The following is a 17770-nucleotide window of genomic DNA, read 5'->3' on the forward strand; positions in this document are numbered from 1 at the left end:
AAAATTCAGAAAATTGTGCTATAATTTTAACCAATAACTTTGGAGGTGTCATTATGACAATTTACAATTTCTCTGCAGGTCCTGCAGTATTGCCAAAACCAGTGCTTGAAAAAGCCCAAGCTGAACTCCTAGACTATCAAGGTTCCGGGATGAGTGTTTTGGAGATGTCGCACCGTTCCAAAGAATTCGATAAGATTATTAAAGATGCAGAGAGTCTTCTTCGTGAATTGATGGGGATTCCTGACAACTATCGTGTTCTCTTCTTGCAAGGCGGAGCGTCACTTCAATTTACCATGATTCCTTTGAACTTAGCCAAAGGTCGTAAGGCTTACTACCTGGTCGGCGGTTCATGGGGGAAAAAAGCTTACACTGAAGCTGTTAAACTCTCTAAAACCATTCCGTTTGAACCAATCTTATTAGCGTCAACTGAGGATACGGTTTACGACCATATTCCTGAATTTGATGCTAAGGACATTGACCCCGATGCGGCTTATGTTCACTTGACAACTAATAATACTATCGAAGGAACATCAGTTTACAACCTTCCAGATACTAATGGTGTGCCAATCGTTGCGGATATGTCTTCAAATATCTTGGCAGTTCGCTACAATGTGGAAGATTTCGGTATGATTTATGCTGGTGCGCAAAAGAATATCGGACCAGCTGGGGTCGTTGTTGCCATCATCCGTGAAGATTTGCTCAATGACGAACCTGCCTTGTCAGCAATGTTAGACTACCGTATTCAAGCAGATGCGGGTTCTCTTTACAATACACCACCAGCTTACTCAATCTACATTGCCAAAATGGTCTTTGAATGGGTCAAAGAAATGGGTGGCGTTGATGAAATGGAAAAAATCAACCGAGAAAAATCAGGTCTGCTTTACGATTTCATTGAACAATCAGACTTCTACACAAGCCCAGTTAAAAATCCTAAAGACCGTTCAGTTGCTAACGTGCCATTTGTAACACCAAGCAAGGAATTGGATGCTAAGTTCGTTGCAGAAGCAACACCACTTGGATTCAAGAACATCAAAGGACACCGTTCAGTAGGTGGCATGCGTGCCAGTCTCTACAACGCCTTTCCACGCCAAGGTGTGCTGGACTTGATTGACTTCATGAAGAAATTTGAAGCGGAGAACAGCTAATGACTCTTAAAAGACAGAATATAGCTGGTGTCTCACCTTGGGAAGACTTCGTTGGTTATTCTCGAATGGTCAGAATGGGGGATGTCCTTGAAGTTGCTGGCACAACGGCAATGAAAGACGGAAAACCTTATGCGGTTGGAGATGCCTACGAACAGACTCGTTATATTTTAGAGACGATTTCAAGGCTTTTTCAAGAAGAAGGTATTCCTTTTGAAAATATCACTCGAACGCGGATGTTTGTGACGGATATTTCACGATGGGAAGAAATTGGTCGTGCTCATGGGGAGTTCTTTAGAGATATTAAGCCAGTAGCTACGATGGTGGAAGTTTCTTCTCTCATCGACAAAGACTTAATGGTTGAGATTGAAGTTACAGCTGTATTAGGGGATAAATAATGGACATTAGACAAGCATTTCCCAATGAAGTGGACGCCATCATGGCAGTGATTGAATCTGCCCGACAAACCTTAGCTCAGTCTGGCAGTAATCAGTGGCAGGGAGAGGATGGTTACCCCAATCAAGACACTATTTTTGACGATATCCTGCAAGGACAGGGCTATGTTGCTCTGATAGAAGGGCAAATTGTTGCCTATGCTGCTGTCATTGATGGGATTGACCCTGCTTATGAAAAGATTTTCGATGGAGCTTGGAAACATGACAATCATCGCTATATTGTCTTTCATCGTATTGCTGTCCTCAGTGATATCCAAGGTCAAAAGGTCGCCCAGACTTTCTTGCAAGGTTTGATTGAGGGGACTGACGGTCATGATTTTCGTTGCGATACCCATGAGAAGAATTTAGCCATGCAGCATATTCTTGAAAAATTGGGTTATGTTTATTGTGGTAAGGTCCCTATTGACGGTGAGCGTTTGGCTTACCAAAAAATTAAAACCAAGTCAGAAAAAGCTCGTTACCAAGAAGTGGACGAGGCTGATTACCACGGTTTCTAATGAGTTTGAATATAAAATAAAAGAAGAAAAGGAAGGCTAGTTGATGCTAGCCTTTGTGTGAATCAGATGGTATATAGTGTAAAAACATTTAATAATATTAATCAGATTGGTTTGAAGGAATTGGGCAACCAGTTCCAAATTGATGGTGACAAGGCTGATAACCCAGATGCCTACATCATTCGCAGTCAAAACCTGCATGGTGTGGACTTCCCATCAAATTTGAAGGCTATTGCACGTGCGGGTGCTGGAACGAATAATATTCCTATTGATGACGCGACTGCGGCAGGTATCGTTGTTTTCAACACGCCTGGTGCCAATGCTAACGCAGTTAAGGAAGCAGTTGTAGCTTCTATTCTCCTATCAGCGCGTGATTATATTGCGGCTAACGCTTGGGTCAACACACTTTCAGGCGACGATGTCCCTAAGCAGGTTGAAGCTGGTAAGAAACAATTTGCGGGTACTGAAATCCGCGGTAAAAAATTGGGTGTCATCGGACTTGGTGCCATCGGTTCACGCATTGCCAACGATGCGCGTCGCTTGGGCATGACTGTCTTTGGTTACGACCCTTACGTGTCTATCGAAGCAGCTTGGAACATTTCTCACCACGTTCGTCGTGTTAAGGACATCAAGGAAATCTTTGCCAACTGTGACTACATCACTATCCACGTCCCTTTGACGCCTGACACCAAGCATACCTTCAACAAAGAAGCTTTTAACCTCATGCAAAAAGGGACTACTGTTATCAACTTTGCCCGTGCGGAGTTGGTAGACAATGCTGCGCTCTTTGATGCTATCGAGGCTGGTGTGGTTAAACGCTACATCACAGACTTTGGTTCAGAAGAACTGCTCAACAAAGATAAGGTCACTGTTTTCCCACACGTGGGTGGCTCAACAGAAGAAGCGGAGCTTAACTGTGCTATCATGGCTGGACAAGAAATCCGCCAATTTATTGAAACAGGTGAAATCACCAACTCTGTCAACTTCCCTAACGTTCATCAGGTTCAAACAGCACCTTACCGTATCACTTTGATTAACAAAAATGTGCCAAATATTGTGGCTAATATCTCAACAGCCGTGTCAAACCTTGGTATCAATATTGACAACATCATCAACCGTTCAAAAGGCGATTATGCTTATACCCTTATTGATTTGGATGAAGAAGATAAATCTAAAATTGATATCTTGGTTGCTGAATTTGAAGCTAGCGACAATATCGTGCGCGTGCGTTTGATTGCTAAATAGAAAAAAGAAGCCGTGAATTGCATTTCATGGCTTTTTAGGTTATGCTTGAAGTATGTTATACCAAGATTTATACGACTCTCCCTTGGGAGCTATACGGATTTTAGCAAATGAGCAGGGCGTTTGTGGCTTGTATTTTGTGGGACAGAAGTATGACTGCCGAGGCTTTGAAGTCATGGCTGTCGCTAACCAATCAACAAGTCATACCAAGCTTGCTTGTGACTGGCTGGAGGCTTATTTTGCTGGCGCAGCTCTGCCTGAGGTGACACTTGCCTTGACGGGAACTGACTTCCAAATGAAGGTCTGGCGAGCTTTGCAGGACATTCCTAGCGGTCAGACAGTTACCTACGGTCAGCTTGCCAAGCTCTTAGACTGCAAGTCAGCGCAAGCTATTGGCGGAGCCATTGGAAAAAATCCTGTATCGCTGATAGTGCCCTGTCATCGGGTGCTGGGGGCAGATGGGGGTCTGACGGGCTATGCAGGTGGTGTAGAGCGTAAGGCTTGGTTGCTGAAACATGAAGAGAGGGGCTAATATGTATACTTTTTACCAATATCCAAAATGCACGACTTGTCGTAGAGCTAAGGCGGAGCTTGAAAGTCTGGGGGTAGATTTTACCAGCATTGATATAAAGGAGAATCCACCTAAGGCGGAACTGATTTTGGAGTGGATGGAGACGTCTGACTATAGCATCAAAAATTTCTTTAATACGAGTGGCCAATCCTACCGTGCTTTGGGTCTCAAGGACAAGATGGTCCAGCTGTCTGCACAAGAAGCGGCTGATTTGTTGGCTAGTGATGGTATGTTGATTAAGCGTCCGATTTTGCTTAAGGATGGTAAGCTTTTACAGGTAGGTTATCGGAAGGTTTATGTAGAATTAGGCTTATAAAAAACGGGTTCGTCTTGCGACGAGCTCGTTTTACTTTCTTGATTATTTTCGTTTATCAAAAATATTATAAACATACTCTATAATTGCGAGTATAGCAAAACCGATAAAGCATATATTAAGACAATAAAAAACATGAGTAAATTATCTTTTTTTCTTGTCTTTTTTAAGTGATAAATTGCAAGAATAAGTGCAACATTTACTCGAACTCATCCTCTAGAGCTTCACTAGCAGTTCTGTAAGCTAAACATTTTCGTGGTCGGTGATTGATATCATATAAAGCCTTGTTCAAAGCCTCATCAGAGATAGCGGCTAAATCTGTTTTCTTTGGGAAATATTCTCTTAGTAAGCTATTTGCGTTTTCATTGCTTCCTCTCTGCCAGGATGAATAGGCGTCCGCAAAGAAAAAGGAAATTCCTAAATTCTCTACCAAAGGATAGCAGGCAAACTCTTTTCCCCTGTCTGAAGTGAAGGTTTTAAGAGCCTCTTTTGGAAATAGCTTACAAAGTTGTTCGATAGCTGAAAACATGGATTTGGCTGTTCTGTCTGGTATCTTGAAAGCTAAGTAAAAGCGCGTTTTTCGCTCTAGGAAGGTCGCTAAACAGCCCTTGCTTTTGCTTCTGGAAGACACCACAGTATCGAGCTCCCAGTGACCAAAGGTCTCACGATTCCTGACCTCTTTAGGATGTTTGGCAATCGACATACCAATCCTAAATCTTCCACGTGTTTCTTTGGGTTGTCGAGCTTTCCCTTTACGACGAAGGACGCTTAAATCCAGATCAATCAAACCAGCATAGAACCAGTTATAGATAGTTTTGAAAGCTACCATTGGCTTTTGTTCAAGCTGATAGCGGCCACAAATCTGTTCAGGCGATCAGGAGGATTTTAAAACGTCCTCAATTTCCTTTTTCAACTTTGATGTCAAACGAGACTTCCGACCTTTTTGCTTAGCCCTGTGGTCGTACTGTTCCTGTGCTAAGGCTGCGGAATAATCATTTTGGCATCGTCTTAACTCTCTTGAAATAGTAGACTTATGGGCGCCAAGTTTATTTGCAATTTGGCAGGGTTTCAAACCTAATTCTAAGTAGGTTTCTATCTTTATTCGGTCGGTTATGGTAAGATGGGAGTAGCTCATAGTTTTTCCTCGGGTTCTGTTTGTGTGGTTACTTACAGTTTACACCAATGAAACGCTATGAGTTTTTTTGTTGCACTATATTTTACAATTTATCAAGTATAATAAAGGTGTTATCTTAATCAAGGGAGTCGGCTATGTACCATTTTATTGCTATTGCAGGAACTAACTCTTTTCCATCTACCAATCGTCAACTAATTAACTATATTTCCAATCATTTTCATCAAAGAGCGCAGATTGATGTTTTTGACCTCAGTCAGATTGAACCTTTTTGTAAGGATGACTTAGCAACTTTACCTGATGATGTTGAGGCTCTGCAGAAGCTTATTTTAGAGTCAGATGGCGTCATTATTGCTACGCCAGAATATGATCATGCTGCGCCAGCTGTTTTGTTGAATGCCTTAGAATGGCTATCTATTGGCGCGAAACCTTTAGTAGATAAGCCAGTACTGGTGACGGGGGCATCGTATGGTACATTGGGAACTTCCCGTGCCCAATCTCAATTGAGACAAGTTTTAAATGCTCCAGAATTGATGGCTGCTATCATGCCTAGTTCAGAATTTTATTTATCACATTCATTGGATGCTTTTGATGACAAAGGAAATCTAAAATCAGCAGAAGTAGTTGAACGCCTAGAGGCTTTATTTAATGATTTCTTGACTTATGTGACGGTTCAGTCGACATTGACATCTCAACGTCGTTATAAAATTTTAGAAGCAAACGCCACAAAGTGGTGATTAGGGAGGTTTTGTATGAAAATCGTTGGAATTGTTGGTTCAAATGCCACTTATTCTCATAATAGATTACTACTGCAGTTTATTCAAAAACAATTTAAGGATTATTTTGAACTTGAAATTGTGGAAATCAAAGGTATTCCAATATTTACTCAGAATCCAGATTATCAGGATTATCCAGAGATTGAAAAAATCAATGAAAGTATTCTTGCAGCTGACGGGGTTATCATTTCAACACCTGAGCACAATCATACCATAACTTCTGCATTAAAATCTGTGATTGAGTGGCTCTCCTATCAATTGCATCCTTTTGAAAAGAAACCAGTTATGGTCATTGGAACATCATACTATTCACAAGGTACATCGAGGGCGCAAAGTCATTTGCGAGAAATCTTAAACGCTCCTGGCGTTAACGCGTGGGTTCTTCCAGGAAATGAATTTTTACTAGGAAATGCTAAAGAAGCTTTTGATGAGCTCGGTCAAATCAAATCAGAAGCTACAGTAGCATTTTTGGAGACCTGTCTCAAGGATTTTGTCACCTATGTCTTTATCGTTAATAATATGACCTTGACAGTGATAACTGAAAGTAGTACAGATGCTACTTCTGGAGCTTCAGAATCATGGAATAATGCTAAACCTCAAGCGAGTCAAGCAATGCCGGATCAATCAGAAAGTCAGACACCATTTGATCAAGCCTTAGATAAACTTTTTGGAAGTGCCTTAAGCTTTTCAGACAAGGATTATTTTGATCGTCAAATAGATCAATTTTTTGAAGGTAAAAAGGTGACTAAAACGCCATTTGATAAGGCTTTGGATGAGCTATTTGGTCCAAAACTCGGTATTGAGGTTGCTGATATTTTTGATACAATTCCCTTGTGAGCTAATGAATATATATCAGCTAAAAAGCTCAGTCTTTCTGAATGAAAGCTGAGCTTTTAATATGGTCACTTGTGATTACAAATCAATTTCCAGCTTGATCGGTGTGTGGTCTTGGCGGTCGCCAGAGGAAATCATTTCAGACTTGGTAATCTTGTCTGCGATACGGTTTGAGGTTAGCCAGTAGTCGATTCTCCAGCCTGAGTTGTTGATTTTGCTGGTTTTGCTGCGTTGTGCCCACCAGCTGTAGACATTTGGGATATCGCCATGGATATGGCGGAAGGTGTCTGTAAACCCTTTTGCTAGGAGTTCTGTGAAGCCTTGGCGTTCTTCGTCGGTAAATCCTGGTGAACGACGGTTGCTGGCTGGGTTAGCCAGGTCGATTTCCTTGTGGGCGACATTGTAATCGCCTGTTGCAAGGACTGGTTTTTTAGCATCTAGCTCAGCTAGGTAGGCTGCGTATTGGATGTCCCAGCCTTGACGGTCAGCTAATCGTTTTAAACCGTCTCCTGCATTTGGAGTATAGACTTGGGTCACGAAAAAGTTGTCAAACTCTAGGGTAATGATGCGTCCTTCGCAGTCCATTGTGCTTGGGGCACCAATTTCTGGATAGGTGATGGTCGGATTCAAGCTGTTACGGTAAATAAACATTGTCCCCGCGTAGCCTTTTCGCGCAGGCTCAACAGAAGAGCGCCAAGCGATTTCATAATCTGGAAAATAGTCAGCCAAAATCTGCAAGTGTTTTTTAGTTGGTCCTTTGGCTGAAAGTTTTGTCTCTTGAATGGCGATGATATCAGCGTCTTCAGCAACGAGGGTGTCGATAACCTTTCGTGAAAGCAGGGCGCGTGCTGAGTCGCTAGTAAGGGCAGCGTTGAGGGAATCAATGTTCCAAGAAATAAGTTTCATAGTGTTTTCCTTTGTAGTCAATCTTAGTCTCTATTCTATCAAAAATCCTATCTAGGAGCGAACTTGAGGTCTTGTTATTGTGGTTTTCGGTCCTGTCTGCGATTATTGATTTTCAAAACCTTGTCGGCAATGTACTGGACAACCTCGGTATTGCTAGGGAGGTCGGAGTGGTCGGCATCACTACCAGTGACAGTTAGCTGGGTGTAATGTTTTGCAGTATTTTGATAAATATATTTTCCAGCCTCAACACTGGCAAAGGGAACGATTTTATCAGCGTCATAGGTGCTTGTCCCAGCTAGGCTATACATAGTTAAAGTTGAAGAAATGTTATCGCGGTTGGCAATAAGGTCCTTGAGCATCTGTGTCCGATTCTCGGTGTTGGTCTCTTCAAAATTGTAGGGTGTCCCGATAGTCATCAAGGTTTGTATATTGAAATCATCGCTATCGTAGTATTTTTCAAGAAAAATAGTCCAGTTGAGACCACCGTTGGAATGGCCGATAGCGTTGAAATTCTTGAACTTATACTTCTTCTGGAGGGCGTTCATTGCAATATTCAGCCAGGCAGTTTGTTTTTTGATGTTGGCGTAGCCGTCGTGATTATTTTCAAAAGCAATGACGATAAAAGGACGGAGGTCGTTGTTGGTGATTTGACCGCTGTAGCGAATGCTATTGTCCGTTTTGACCGTCAGTTTGAGAATGCTGTGCTTGTGCCCCATGTTATTCAGCGATTCGAGCATGCTATCGAAACGCTCCTGGGTTGCACTTGAGCCAGGTACCAGGATAGTTGGGTTCATCCGAGAACTGTTGATTTTAATCTGGTGATCGTTGATCTTGTGGACATAAGATTTTCCAGATAGGGTCATGCCAATGAGGACTAGCGCAGCGATGACAAAAGGAATGGCTTTAAGCTTTTTCATGATATTTGGCCTCCCTTGCGAATGCTAGTCTGATAAATGGACGATAGATGAGTGTAGCCAATCCAATGAGAAGGACGTTGACGATGAGATAACGCCAGTCACCGTCAGAAGCTAAAAAGCCTAAAAGCAGATTGGGCGTCCCATTTGGAATGGTAAAGACCGCTGGGCTAATCCATTTGAGGTGAAGGAGAAGTGCACCAATGCCCTCTGCCATGATTGTTGATAAAAGCATGGGGACAAGCAGAATTGGTTGAAAAAGGATGGGCAGGCCAAGAAGAAAAGGCAGATTGTGGTCGAATAAGAGGGGAATCATTGACAACCAAGCAATGCGACCGTACTTGACCTTGAGTTGCTGGTGCTTGCTTTCCCAAATCACAGCGATTGCTAAGGAGACAAGCATACCAATGCCACCCACCATAGCAAAACTATCGCGGACAGTGTAGAGCGAATAAAGGTAGGGCAACTTATCGGAAGTATTTGACAAAGTAGTATTGAGATTTTCAGTGAAAACTGTCAGATAGGTATGGGGAAAATTCAGACTACTGGGCACGACAAATCCGCCTAAGAGAAGAACAATTCCGATAACTGACCAAAGCATGACTTGCCAGAGATTTTCAGGACCATTTCCCATGAGACTGGCGAAAGTTTGCTGAATGTGTTCGTTAAAATTGATCGATGGGAAAAATATCATGAGATTGGTGAGAATGGAAATCCCCATCAGTCCCAAGATGATGAGACTTGTCTTTAAGTGGCACGAGCGATTGTCCAAAAAACGACTAATCCATGTCACCACGAAGCTAAAGAGCAGAAGAACTAGCCAAAAAGGTTGCGCGAGGAAGCGGCTGTTGTCTGTCACGATAGTGATGCCAAATTCGAGGAGAGACCAGACGGTGACAAAGCCAAGCAGACTGGGCATTAATGCCTTGATATGATAATGGTTTAGATAGTGCTTAATGATATCAGCGACAAAGTAGCTGGCGATAAAATGAAGCAGAAGCTGGGCAAAATTCAAGAGTCCTTGGTTGAGAAAAACAAGCCAAGATTGTTTGTAAATGCTCCACTGGGTGATTTGTGCCAGAAAGGATTGATTTGAGATGAAGAGATCCAAACTGATTTCTAAACCAGCCAGAAAAAGAGCGAAGGGAAAGGTGTCACGGAATCCTTGATAAACAAGGTAGCGAATTTGATGAAAACGATAAGCGATAGCGCTCATGGACAAACCCACTTTCTATTTTATTTTTTTGATATTTTCTTAAGTAGTGCGGACGGGAGCAACCTCCTTCGGAGTTTCATCCCTAATTTTTGAGCCTGAGGTTTCAAAAATTCCGTTATCAGTGGCATTGCTGTTGCCACTGATAATACCACTACGGCGAAAATATCAGGGTTGGCTCACTTCGTTCGCTTCTATCTATGGTAATCATTTTATTACTGAAAAGAAATTAGTTTTTAAACTTCAACAAGTACAAATATTATGTACTACCCCATTGTAACACATTAGAAAATTGCAGCAAGTTTCTTGAATGCTAAAATGAGGCTGGGCGTCTACCCAAACCTCATTGATTTAGTTTACTTTTTTAGCTAGCATGGTTACAAATTGCATTTCAAGTGGGTTGCCGTTGGAGTCTGTTTTGTGAAGATGACCTAAGTCCTCATTGTATTTGATGAATTTCCAGTCCTTGTAGTATTCCTTAAGTTCGCCTTCTTTAAAGGTAAATGGAAAAGGCATTGGGCATGGATAGGCCTCGGTATCCATGGCACAGACAATAAGGTTGTAGCCACCGATTGCTGTGTGTCCTTGCATGTTGGCAATGATACTAGGAACCTGATTACGGTCAAGGAACATAAAAACAACCGTTGACAGGATGAAGTCATAAGTTACTTGGATGTTGGCTGTGTTGATATCGTACCAATCAATCTTGTATGGCAAATCTTCTTCACTTGCGATGTCTTCAAGCGTCACCAAGCTCTGACCATTAGTATCTACAGAAGTCACATCGTGCCCCAAAAGGCTCAAGTAAAGTGAGTTGCGCCCTTGTCCAGAGCCCAAGTCAAGCACCTTGCTGGTTTCTTTGAGGTAAGGCGCCGAGAAAATCACCTCTGAGTGCGTGCGTCCAAGACCGTATTTTTTGCTGATATAGTCTTCTTTGGTGCAATAGAAGGTCAGGTAAAACTCAAGGTCATCGCTGGCTGGCGCGATTTTATGCCAACCTTGTGGCTCCACAAAAGGACTGTCAAAATGCGCATCGAGTAGCAGTTGACTTGTCTCATTACCGTCCTCATCAAGAGAGATGAAAGTGAGTGCTCCTTTGAGAATAGTCAATTTTCCCCAAGTGCCTTCTTTAGTGTTGTGGCGTTCCAAGAAAAGCTTTGGAATATCGTTTGCAGTCCAGTTTGGCATACGTTTGTAAGCCATGAGCTGGCTAGTATCTATAGTTGTCATCTGGTGTCTCCTTTTTTATTCTAACTATTATACCAAAAAATTTCAGAAATATTTTTAGAAAATTCTGTATCTGGTCTTGTCAAAATAGTCAAGGTCAGTTACAATATTATCAAAATGATAAAAAAGGATAGGAAATGGTACTTCGTCATAAATTAAGAGGCCAATCAGTTAGCGTTGTCTTTGGAACATTTGCCCCTATGCACATCGGGCACGTCGATTTGATTCATCGTGCTAAGCGGGAAAATGATGCAGGGGTTGTAGTTGTCGTGTCGGGTGAAAATACAGCTGAGGACCGTGGCACCAAGGTTGGTTTGCATTTGGATAGACGCTTGCGCTATGTACGCGAGGTCTTCCGTGACGATGAGCTGGTTGCAGTCGTCAAATTGGACGAAGAAGGGATACCCCCTTATCCAGAAGGTTGGAAACCCTGGCTCCAAAAATTAGAAAATGCTGTTTCAGAGGTCATTGAGGATGTCAACTACTGGCAAATTTATGTTGGTGAGGAGACTTATCAGCGTGAATTGGACAAGCGCTGTGACGACAAGGTCATCAAGACTCATCTGATTGAGCGGTCGCTTATTCCCATTTCTGCGACGCAGATTCGGCAAAATCCTTATGATTATTGGAAATACATCACCAAGCCATTCCGTAGGCATTTCACCAAGAAAGTGCTGATTGTTGGTTCGGCAAGTGGTGGCAAGACGACCCTGGTTCGTGATTTGGCGCGGGTTTACAATGCTCCCTATTCCTTAGAATACGCACGGAGCTATCAGGACATTAACAATGTCCGCGATGACGAGTTGGACACCTACGATTATGTTCGCCTGCTTGATGGCCAGTACAATCAGACCGCCAGCGTCATTGATTCGGGCAGTCACACGGGCTTGATTTTTGCGGATACCAACTCCAGCGTGACCAAGGCCTATTACGACTATTATTTTGAGGACAGCTCGCCCAAGGATAAGCGGATGATTGAGAGCCTCTATCAGTCCATTGTGGCGCGTGAGCAGTGGGATTTGGTAGTTTTGGTTGAGCCTAATACGACTTATGTGGATGATGGCTTCCGCGACATGACTATGTCCGACCAAGCGATTCGTGATGATTTTACCAATCATTTATTATCCCTACTCGCGCCCTTCAAAGATATTCTCATCACCGTCAACGGTGACTTCTTTGAGAATTATGACTGTATCAAACAAACCATTGCTGAACGCTTAGCTATTGAATTATAGGAGGTTATGATGACTAAAAAACAAAATTTATTGACCGCTTTTATCAAGGACCTCTTTATCGGTTGGACACGCAACGAAGCCATTTATGCTTGGGCTTTAATCTTGTTGCAGGTGGCAACTTTTTACTGGAACCCAGATTCTATCACGGGCTTCATCACTGGTTTATCAGGAACCATCTGTGTGCTCTTGGTAGCTAAACGTAAGATTTCAAACTATGTTTTTGGGTTTATTCAAACAGCTGTTGGGCTCTATCTTGGCTTGCAAGTTCACCTTTGGGGTGAATCTATGGAGAATTTCTTTTACCTTGTTACCCAATTTGTAGGTTTCTTTGCTTGGCGTCGTCATATGATTGCTGGTGACCAGATGGAAGAAGAGCAAGTTGAAACGCGGACTTTTAAATGGCAACACTGGGTCTTCTCAGTAGCGGCAATCGCTCTTGGAACTTGGGCATTCGGAACAGCCTTTACGATGATGAAAGGGACACAGCCGTTTGTAGATGCTTTCACGCTAGTTACCGCCATTGTTGCTCAAATTATCATGTTAGCCCGTTATCGTGAACAGTGGAATTTCTGGTTTGTCCTTAACGTCGTCAGCCTCATTCAATGGGTGACCCTTCACAACTACTCAATGGTTGCTCTCTATGTGGCCTTTATCATCAATAACGCCTACGGCTATTACCAATGGACCAAGGGTGCCAAAAATGAAGGATAAGCGCTACTATGAGCAAGAGGCTTCGCTAGAAGAATACTTAGACTGGTATCGAAAGCAAGATAGCAACCGCTATGCTAAACCTTGCTACACCGTTGATATGATAGCACTTGCTTATCAGGAGGGACAGATTTTCTGTCCCTTAATTCAACGTAAAAGTCATCCCTTTCGTGGCAGTTACGCGCTTCCAAGTGGCTTCGTTACTCCAACGGAAACAGGCAAGCAAGCAGCTATCCGTGAGGTTAGGGAGGAGATTGGTCTGACCTTATCAGAGGAAATGCTTTACACCTTAGATACTTATGACAATCCCCACCGAGACCCGCGTGGCTGGGTGATTTCCAAAACGCATATCGTTTATCTGCCCAGAAGTGCCCATTGGGAGATTGAAGCAGGTGACGATGCAGTAATCGTCAGGTGGGCACAGTTGGATATTAGGCGCAAGCAGATTCGTCTAGAAAATAAACTGCTAGCAAGTGATAACTTGGCTTTTGACCATTACCAAATGTTGCAGGATGCGATGGAACGGATTAAAGGCCTGACTGCTTGGAATCCAAGATACTTACGATTACTTGGTGACACCTTCACCCTATCTGAAGCAACGACTCTAACCAACCTCTTTCTAGAGAAGTCCATCCAAGTGACCAACTTTAAGCGCGATTACAGCTATTGTCTTGAAGCGACCAATTACAAAAAAACAAATAAAATCGGACGCCCATCAACCCTCTATCGTTACGTGGAGCGCAAGCCGTTCTTTAATTAAGACCATTTATGACTCATAGATGGTCTTTTCTTTATCAAAAGACTATAATGTAGGCAAAAGGAGTGATTTTTATGAAAAAATGGCAGAGCGTGTTACGATTGGCAGAGTTAATACTTTTACTTGTCGTCATTCTTAGACAGCTATTTCTCAGACAGTTTGACGCGGAGCTGACAACTATTGCCATATTTTTAGATGTTCTACTAGAGTTGTGGTTTCTAGCCCTGGCTTGCGCTGGACAAATTAGCTCCCTAGAGCCCTTTTGGATTCCTAAGCGAATCGGTGTCGGTATCAGTGTCAACCCTAAAAATCCACTGGGTTTCTGGTTAACCGTGATTGGAGTGGGAGTGCTGATTATCATCATGGTCATCTTGCTAGTGCTTGCCTTCATTTGACTATTGAAATCGTTAGAGCTAGCCATAAAAATATGTTATAATGGTGAATGATTAACACGGCGTTTCATTTGCGCCTGAAAGGATTAGAAAATGACTGAAAAGAATTTTTACATTACCACTCCGATTTACTACCCATCTGGTAAATTACACATCGGGTCTGCCTACACAACCATTGCCTGTGACGTCTTGGCACGTTACAAACGCATGATGGGCTTTGATGTGCATTATTTGACAGGTCTTGATGAACACGGGCAAAAAATTCAACAAAAAGCTGAAGAAGCTGGCATCACACCACAAGCCTACGTTGATGGCATGGCTAGAGATGTCAAAGAATTGTGGAGCTTGCTTGATATTTCTTATGACCAATTTATCCGCACTACTGATGACTTCCACGAAGAAGTTGTTGCTAAAGTCTTTGAAAAATTGCTGGCGCAAGGTGATATTTACCTTGGTGAATACACAGGCTGGTATTCGGTTTCAGACGAGGAATTCTTCACCGAAAGCCAATTGGCAGAAGTTTACCGCGACGAAAATGGCAACATGATTGGTGGGGTTGCGCCGTCAGGTCACGAAGTAGAAAAAGTCTCTGAAGAGTCTTATTTTTTCCGCATGAGCAAGTATGCTGACCGCTTGGTGGCTTACTATAAAGAACATCCAGAATTCATCCAACCAGACGGTCGTATGAATGAAATGCTTAGAAACTTCATTGAACCAGGTTTGGAAGATTTGGCTGTTTCTCGTACAACTTACACTTGGGGAGTTAAAGTACCGTCAAATCCCAAACACGTCATCTATGTTTGGATTGATGCCTTGATGAACTATATCACTGCGATTGGCTATGGACAAGAAAATCATGCTAACTTTGACAAATTCTGGCCTGCAGACATCCACATGATTGGTAAAGACATCCTTCGTTTCCACTCAATCTACTGGCCAATCATGCTCATGGCGCTTGACCTTCCATTGCCAAAACGCTTGGTAGCTCACGGTTGGTTTGTCATGCAAGATGGTAAAATGTCTAAATCTAAAGGTAACGTCGTTTACCCAGAAATGTTGGTAGAACGCTTCGGTCTTGACCCACTTCGTTACTACCTCATGCGTTCGTTGCCAGTTGGTTCAGACGGCACTTTCACGCCTGAAGACTATGTTGGTCGTATCAACTACGAGCTTGCCAATGACCTTGGAAATCTGCTCAACCGTACGGTTGCCATGATTAACAAATATTTCGATGGTGAAGTTCCAGCCTTTGCGACGGCTACTGAATTTGACGCTGACTTGACAGCAGTGGTGGCTGATAATTTGGCGGAATACCACAAACAAATGGAAGCTGTTGATTATCCAAAAGCCCTTGATGCTGTCTGGACAATCATCTCTCGTACCAACAAGTACATTGATGAAACAGCTCCTTGGGTACTTGCCAAGGATGAAGCAGACCGCGACAAATTAGCGGCGGTTATGGCTCACTTGGCAGCTAGCCTTCGTGTCGTAGCGCATCTCATCCAACCATTCATGATGACAACATCAAATGCCATCATGGAACAATTGGGACTTGGCTTCTCCTTTGACCTTGAAAACCTTGAACTATCAGGTCTTCCAGCAGGTATCAAAGTGGTTGCCAAAGGAACACCAATCTTCCCACGTCTTGACATGGATGAGGAAATTGCCTACATCAAAGAGCAGATGAACGCTGGTAAACCTGCAGCCAAAAAAGAATGGGTGCCAGAAGAGGTGGAATTGACCTCAAGCAAGGACCAAATCAAGTTTGACGACTTCGATGCTGTAGAAATCCGCGTTGCTGAAGTTATCGAAGTTGAAAAAGTCGAAGGCTCAGACAAATTGCTACGCTTCCGCTTGGATGCAGGCGACGCTGACCACCGCCAAGTCTTGTCAGGAATCGCTAAATTCTATCCAAACGAACAAGAATTGGTCGGTAAAAAACTCCAAATCGTAGCCAATCTCAAACCACGTAAGATGATGAAGAAATACGTGAGTCAAGGCATGATTCTCTCCGCCGAACATGACGGCAAGTTGACTGTTTTGACAGTTGACCCATCTGTGCCAAATGGGGCTATCATCGGATAAAGTGAAAACACACAAAAAATCAGGGCAAGTGCTCTGATTTTTTGTGTGTTATTGCTATCTACTAAAATCATCAAAGTGAATCTGACTAGATTCGAAAAAATTACAGATATATCAGATTAGAATATTCCAGCATCACAAAAATTTATGTACATCAGAGCGATGTCAACTCATCATTGGATTCACTGGAGGAGTAATTCTATAAAGAGACGATAAAGTAGTAAATCTATTGATATCATTTCCAGCACCGTCCCCCAATTGACCTATTATAAATAAAATATTATTTATAATAGGTCACCTTAATAAAGTCCCCTTAGCACATATTCATAAACTTTTTTATTCCATTCTATAAGACCTTCGCCAGTATATTTAATATAGATAACTCTTCTTCTAAGTGATTCTGGTATTATTTCTTTGAATTCTTTTTTTAAATATTCTGGGATGACACATAAATATAATAATTTATCTAAATTAATGCTGTCCCTTACCTTGGCTGGATGGTATCCATCAAAAATATAGCCTTTGCAATTTATTATGTCGTAATACTTGAAATGGAAACTCACTCCTGGTACAAATTTTTCATTTAACTCTTCTTCATTTGGATTTCTACCTATAAATCTCTCCATAGCTAATCTATATCCTGAGTTAACATTTGACCAGGCAAACATTACATAGTCAAAATAATCATAGGGATCACCAGCTGCATTTCTACTATCTTTTACTAATTCTTCATTTGACAAAGAAAAAGCTTTAGTTGCTGAAAGTATTTCTCCATCTATCAAAATCTTTTTAGCTGTTTCAGTAGTTGTTGTGTGACTTATAAAGTCAGAAGTAATACAATCTCCAGCTTCATTAAAAATACAGCCCTCCATCTTATTTTTGGGATAAAATGGAGGGGTAGGTTTACTAATTGATACGTATTCTAAAACTTGGTCTAGTATTTTTTTATTTTCACAGACTATCTCTGTTTCTCTATTATTGTACTTTTCATATGCAACAAATTTAGATATTCTATCTAATTCAGTCTCGCTAATATTAGGATAATCTTGCAATGCAAAATAATAAATTCCACCCCATTGAATACTAAAATCTCCATTATTTATTTCTAATCTCATAACTCCTCCAAAAAATATTTCAATGATATTAATTGTGTCTATTCATTTTTAGAGTTTTAAACTTTAGTAAAAACTCTGAACTCCTTGTATTTCCTAGACTGTTTGCCTGTGTCATTATTATAAAATGATATATCCCCCGTGGTGCTAGTTAATTTCAAAATACCATAAAAAGCCCAAAAGGACTATACTGTAAGTGACCAAACAAACAGAGAGGACGTCCCAATGAGCCACTGACAGTATACCGCTAAATCTCATCACTTAC

At 42.0% G+C, this 17770-nt stretch carries 18 protein-coding genes and 1 pseudogene; 13 read left to right on the top strand and 6 right to left on the bottom strand.

What is annotated here, in order from left to right:
- Positions 1-53: 53 nt before the first annotated feature.
- The 6 genes from serC to IYQ92_RS06300 all read left to right on the top strand — a co-directional run bounded on the left by serC (position 54) and on the right by IYQ92_RS06300 (position 4220).
- Positions 54-1145: a 3-phosphoserine/phosphohydroxythreonine transaminase gene (serC, locus tag IYQ92_RS06275; RefSeq protein ID WP_195675874.1), complete on the top strand. Its 1092-nt coding sequence runs from the start codon at positions 54-56 to the stop codon at positions 1143-1145.
- A complete protein-coding gene (locus IYQ92_RS06280) occupies positions 1145-1540 on the top strand; it encodes a RidA family protein (protein WP_195675875.1) in 396 nt (131 codons plus the stop codon). The genes serC and IYQ92_RS06280 overlap by 1 nt, the downstream gene beginning before the upstream one ends.
- On the top strand, positions 1540-2094 hold the full coding sequence (locus tag IYQ92_RS06285; protein ID WP_195675876.1) for a GNAT family N-acetyltransferase: 555 nt from the start codon (positions 1540-1542) through the stop codon (positions 2092-2094). The genes IYQ92_RS06280 and IYQ92_RS06285 overlap by 1 nt, the downstream gene beginning before the upstream one ends.
- Positions 2095-2160: 66 nt before the next feature.
- Positions 2161-3336 carry a 3-phosphoglycerate dehydrogenase family protein gene (locus IYQ92_RS06290; RefSeq protein WP_195675877.1) on the top strand — a complete coding sequence of 392 codons (1176 nt, stop codon included), beginning with the start codon at positions 2161-2163 and terminating at the stop codon, positions 3334-3336.
- A gap of 52 nt (positions 3337-3388) precedes the next feature.
- A complete protein-coding gene (locus IYQ92_RS06295) occupies positions 3389-3865 on the top strand; it encodes a methylated-DNA--[protein]-cysteine S-methyltransferase (RefSeq protein WP_195675878.1) in 477 nt (158 codons plus the stop codon).
- 1 nt (position 3866) lies between these two features.
- Complete coding sequence (locus IYQ92_RS06300) at positions 3867-4220, top strand: arsenate reductase family protein (protein WP_195675879.1); 354 nt, start codon at positions 3867-3869, stop codon at positions 4218-4220.
- Between the two features lie 196 nt (positions 4221-4416).
- On the opposite strand, the pseudogene IYQ92_RS06305 reads toward IYQ92_RS06300, so the two are convergent.
- Positions 4417-5352, bottom strand: a pseudogene (locus IYQ92_RS06305) (IS30 family transposase).
- Positions 5353-5486: 134 nt separating this feature from the next.
- Between IYQ92_RS06305 and IYQ92_RS06310 the strand changes: the two are divergent.
- Complete coding sequence (locus IYQ92_RS06310; RefSeq protein WP_195675880.1) at positions 5487-6086, top strand: NADPH-dependent FMN reductase; 600 nt, start codon at positions 5487-5489, stop codon at positions 6084-6086.
- Positions 6087-6101: 15 nt separating this feature from the next.
- Complete coding sequence (locus IYQ92_RS06315) at positions 6102-6962, top strand: NADPH-dependent FMN reductase (RefSeq protein ID WP_195675881.1); 861 nt, start codon at positions 6102-6104, stop codon at positions 6960-6962.
- A 75-nt stretch (positions 6963-7037) separates the two neighbouring features.
- Here the strand turns inward: IYQ92_RS06315 and IYQ92_RS06320 are convergent, their stop codons facing one another.
- From IYQ92_RS06320 to tehB, 4 genes are all read right to left on the bottom strand, one after another.
- Positions 7038-7865: an exodeoxyribonuclease III gene (locus IYQ92_RS06320; RefSeq protein WP_195675882.1), complete on the bottom strand. Its 828-nt coding sequence runs from the start codon at positions 7863-7865 to the stop codon at positions 7038-7040.
- A 74-nt stretch (positions 7866-7939) separates the two neighbouring features.
- Positions 7940-8782: an alpha/beta hydrolase gene (locus IYQ92_RS06325; protein ID WP_195675883.1), complete on the bottom strand. Its 843-nt coding sequence runs from the start codon at positions 8780-8782 to the stop codon at positions 7940-7942.
- Positions 8769-9995: a PTS sugar transporter subunit IIC gene (locus IYQ92_RS06330; RefSeq protein ID WP_195675884.1), complete on the bottom strand. Its 1227-nt coding sequence runs from the start codon at positions 9993-9995 to the stop codon at positions 8769-8771. Before IYQ92_RS06330 ends, IYQ92_RS06325 begins: the two co-directional genes overlap by 14 nt.
- 348 nt (positions 9996-10343) lie before the next feature.
- Entirely contained in the window at positions 10344-11222 is an 879-nt protein-coding gene (tehB, locus tag IYQ92_RS06335) for an SAM-dependent methyltransferase TehB (RefSeq protein WP_195675885.1), read from the bottom strand.
- A gap of 134 nt (positions 11223-11356) precedes the next feature.
- On the opposite strand from tehB, the gene IYQ92_RS06340 reads away from it, so the two are divergent.
- The 5 genes from IYQ92_RS06340 (at position 11357) to metG (ending at position 16396) form a co-directional block, all read left to right on the top strand.
- Positions 11357-12454 (top strand): AAA family ATPase, encoded by a 1098-nt coding sequence (locus IYQ92_RS06340; protein ID WP_195675886.1) that lies wholly within the window; start codon positions 11357-11359, stop codon positions 12452-12454.
- Between the two features lie 9 nt (positions 12455-12463).
- A complete protein-coding gene (gene pnuC / locus IYQ92_RS06345) occupies positions 12464-13165 on the top strand; it encodes a nicotinamide riboside transporter PnuC (RefSeq protein ID WP_195675887.1) in 702 nt (233 codons plus the stop codon).
- Positions 13155-13922 (top strand): NUDIX domain-containing protein, encoded by a 768-nt coding sequence (locus IYQ92_RS06350; protein ID WP_195675888.1) that lies wholly within the window; start codon positions 13155-13157, stop codon positions 13920-13922. The genes pnuC and IYQ92_RS06350 overlap by 11 nt, the downstream gene beginning before the upstream one ends.
- A 71-nt stretch (positions 13923-13993) precedes the next feature.
- Positions 13994-14314 (top strand): hypothetical protein, encoded by a 321-nt coding sequence (locus tag IYQ92_RS06355; RefSeq protein ID WP_195675889.1) that lies wholly within the window; start codon positions 13994-13996, stop codon positions 14312-14314.
- A gap of 90 nt (positions 14315-14404) precedes the next feature.
- Positions 14405-16396, top strand: a complete 1992-nt coding sequence (gene metG, locus IYQ92_RS06360; protein WP_195675890.1) for a methionine--tRNA ligase — start codon at positions 14405-14407, stop codon at positions 16394-16396.
- Between the two features lie 296 nt (positions 16397-16692).
- Here metG and IYQ92_RS06365 read toward each other — a convergent pair whose 3' ends face one another.
- Positions 16693-17508 carry a phosphate ABC transporter ATPase gene (locus IYQ92_RS06365; protein ID WP_195675891.1) on the bottom strand — a complete coding sequence of 272 codons (816 nt, stop codon included), beginning with the start codon at positions 17506-17508 and terminating at the stop codon, positions 16693-16695.
- Positions 17509-17770: the final 262 nt, after the last annotated feature.

This window comes from Streptococcus sp. HF-1907, from assembly GCF_015594605.1.
GTDB lineage: Bacteria > Bacillota > Bacilli > Lactobacillales > Streptococcaceae > Streptococcus.

Bases quoted from the DNA above. Each gene is read 5' to 3' on its own strand.
- serC (WP_195675874.1), top strand. From the start codon at position 54: ATGACAATTTACAATTTCTCTGCAGGTCCTGCAGTATTGCCAAAACCA.
- IYQ92_RS06280 (WP_195675875.1), top strand. From the start codon at position 1,145: ATGACTCTTAAAAGACAGAATATAGCTGGTGTCTCACCTTGGGAAGAC.
- IYQ92_RS06285 (WP_195675876.1), top strand. From the start codon at position 1,540: ATGGACATTAGACAAGCATTTCCCAATGAAGTGGACGCCATCATGGCA.
- IYQ92_RS06290 (WP_195675877.1), top strand. From the start codon at position 2,161: ATGGTATATAGTGTAAAAACATTTAATAATATTAATCAGATTGGTTTG.
- IYQ92_RS06295 (WP_195675878.1), top strand. From the start codon at position 3,389: ATGTTATACCAAGATTTATACGACTCTCCCTTGGGAGCTATACGGATT.
- IYQ92_RS06300 (WP_195675879.1), top strand. From the start codon at position 3,867: ATGTATACTTTTTACCAATATCCAAAATGCACGACTTGTCGTAGAGCT.
- IYQ92_RS06310 (WP_195675880.1), top strand. From the start codon at position 5,487: ATGTACCATTTTATTGCTATTGCAGGAACTAACTCTTTTCCATCTACC.
- IYQ92_RS06315 (WP_195675881.1), top strand. From the start codon at position 6,102: ATGAAAATCGTTGGAATTGTTGGTTCAAATGCCACTTATTCTCATAAT.
- IYQ92_RS06320 (WP_195675882.1), bottom strand. From the start codon at position 7,865: ATGAAACTTATTTCTTGGAACATTGATTCCCTCAACGCTGCCCTTACT.
- IYQ92_RS06325 (WP_195675883.1), bottom strand. From the start codon at position 8,782: ATGAAAAAGCTTAAAGCCATTCCTTTTGTCATCGCTGCGCTAGTCCTC.
- IYQ92_RS06330 (WP_195675884.1), bottom strand. From the start codon at position 9,995: ATGAGCGCTATCGCTTATCGTTTTCATCAAATTCGCTACCTTGTTTAT.
- tehB (WP_195675885.1), bottom strand. From the start codon at position 11,222: ATGACAACTATAGATACTAGCCAGCTCATGGCTTACAAACGTATGCCA.
- IYQ92_RS06340 (WP_195675886.1), top strand. From the start codon at position 11,357: ATGGTACTTCGTCATAAATTAAGAGGCCAATCAGTTAGCGTTGTCTTT.
- pnuC (WP_195675887.1), top strand. From the start codon at position 12,464: ATGACTAAAAAACAAAATTTATTGACCGCTTTTATCAAGGACCTCTTT.
- IYQ92_RS06350 (WP_195675888.1), top strand. From the start codon at position 13,155: ATGAAGGATAAGCGCTACTATGAGCAAGAGGCTTCGCTAGAAGAATAC.
- IYQ92_RS06355 (WP_195675889.1), top strand. From the start codon at position 13,994: ATGAAAAAATGGCAGAGCGTGTTACGATTGGCAGAGTTAATACTTTTA.
- metG (WP_195675890.1), top strand. From the start codon at position 14,405: ATGACTGAAAAGAATTTTTACATTACCACTCCGATTTACTACCCATCT.
- IYQ92_RS06365 (WP_195675891.1), bottom strand. From the start codon at position 17,508: ATGAGATTAGAAATAAATAATGGAGATTTTAGTATTCAATGGGGTGGA.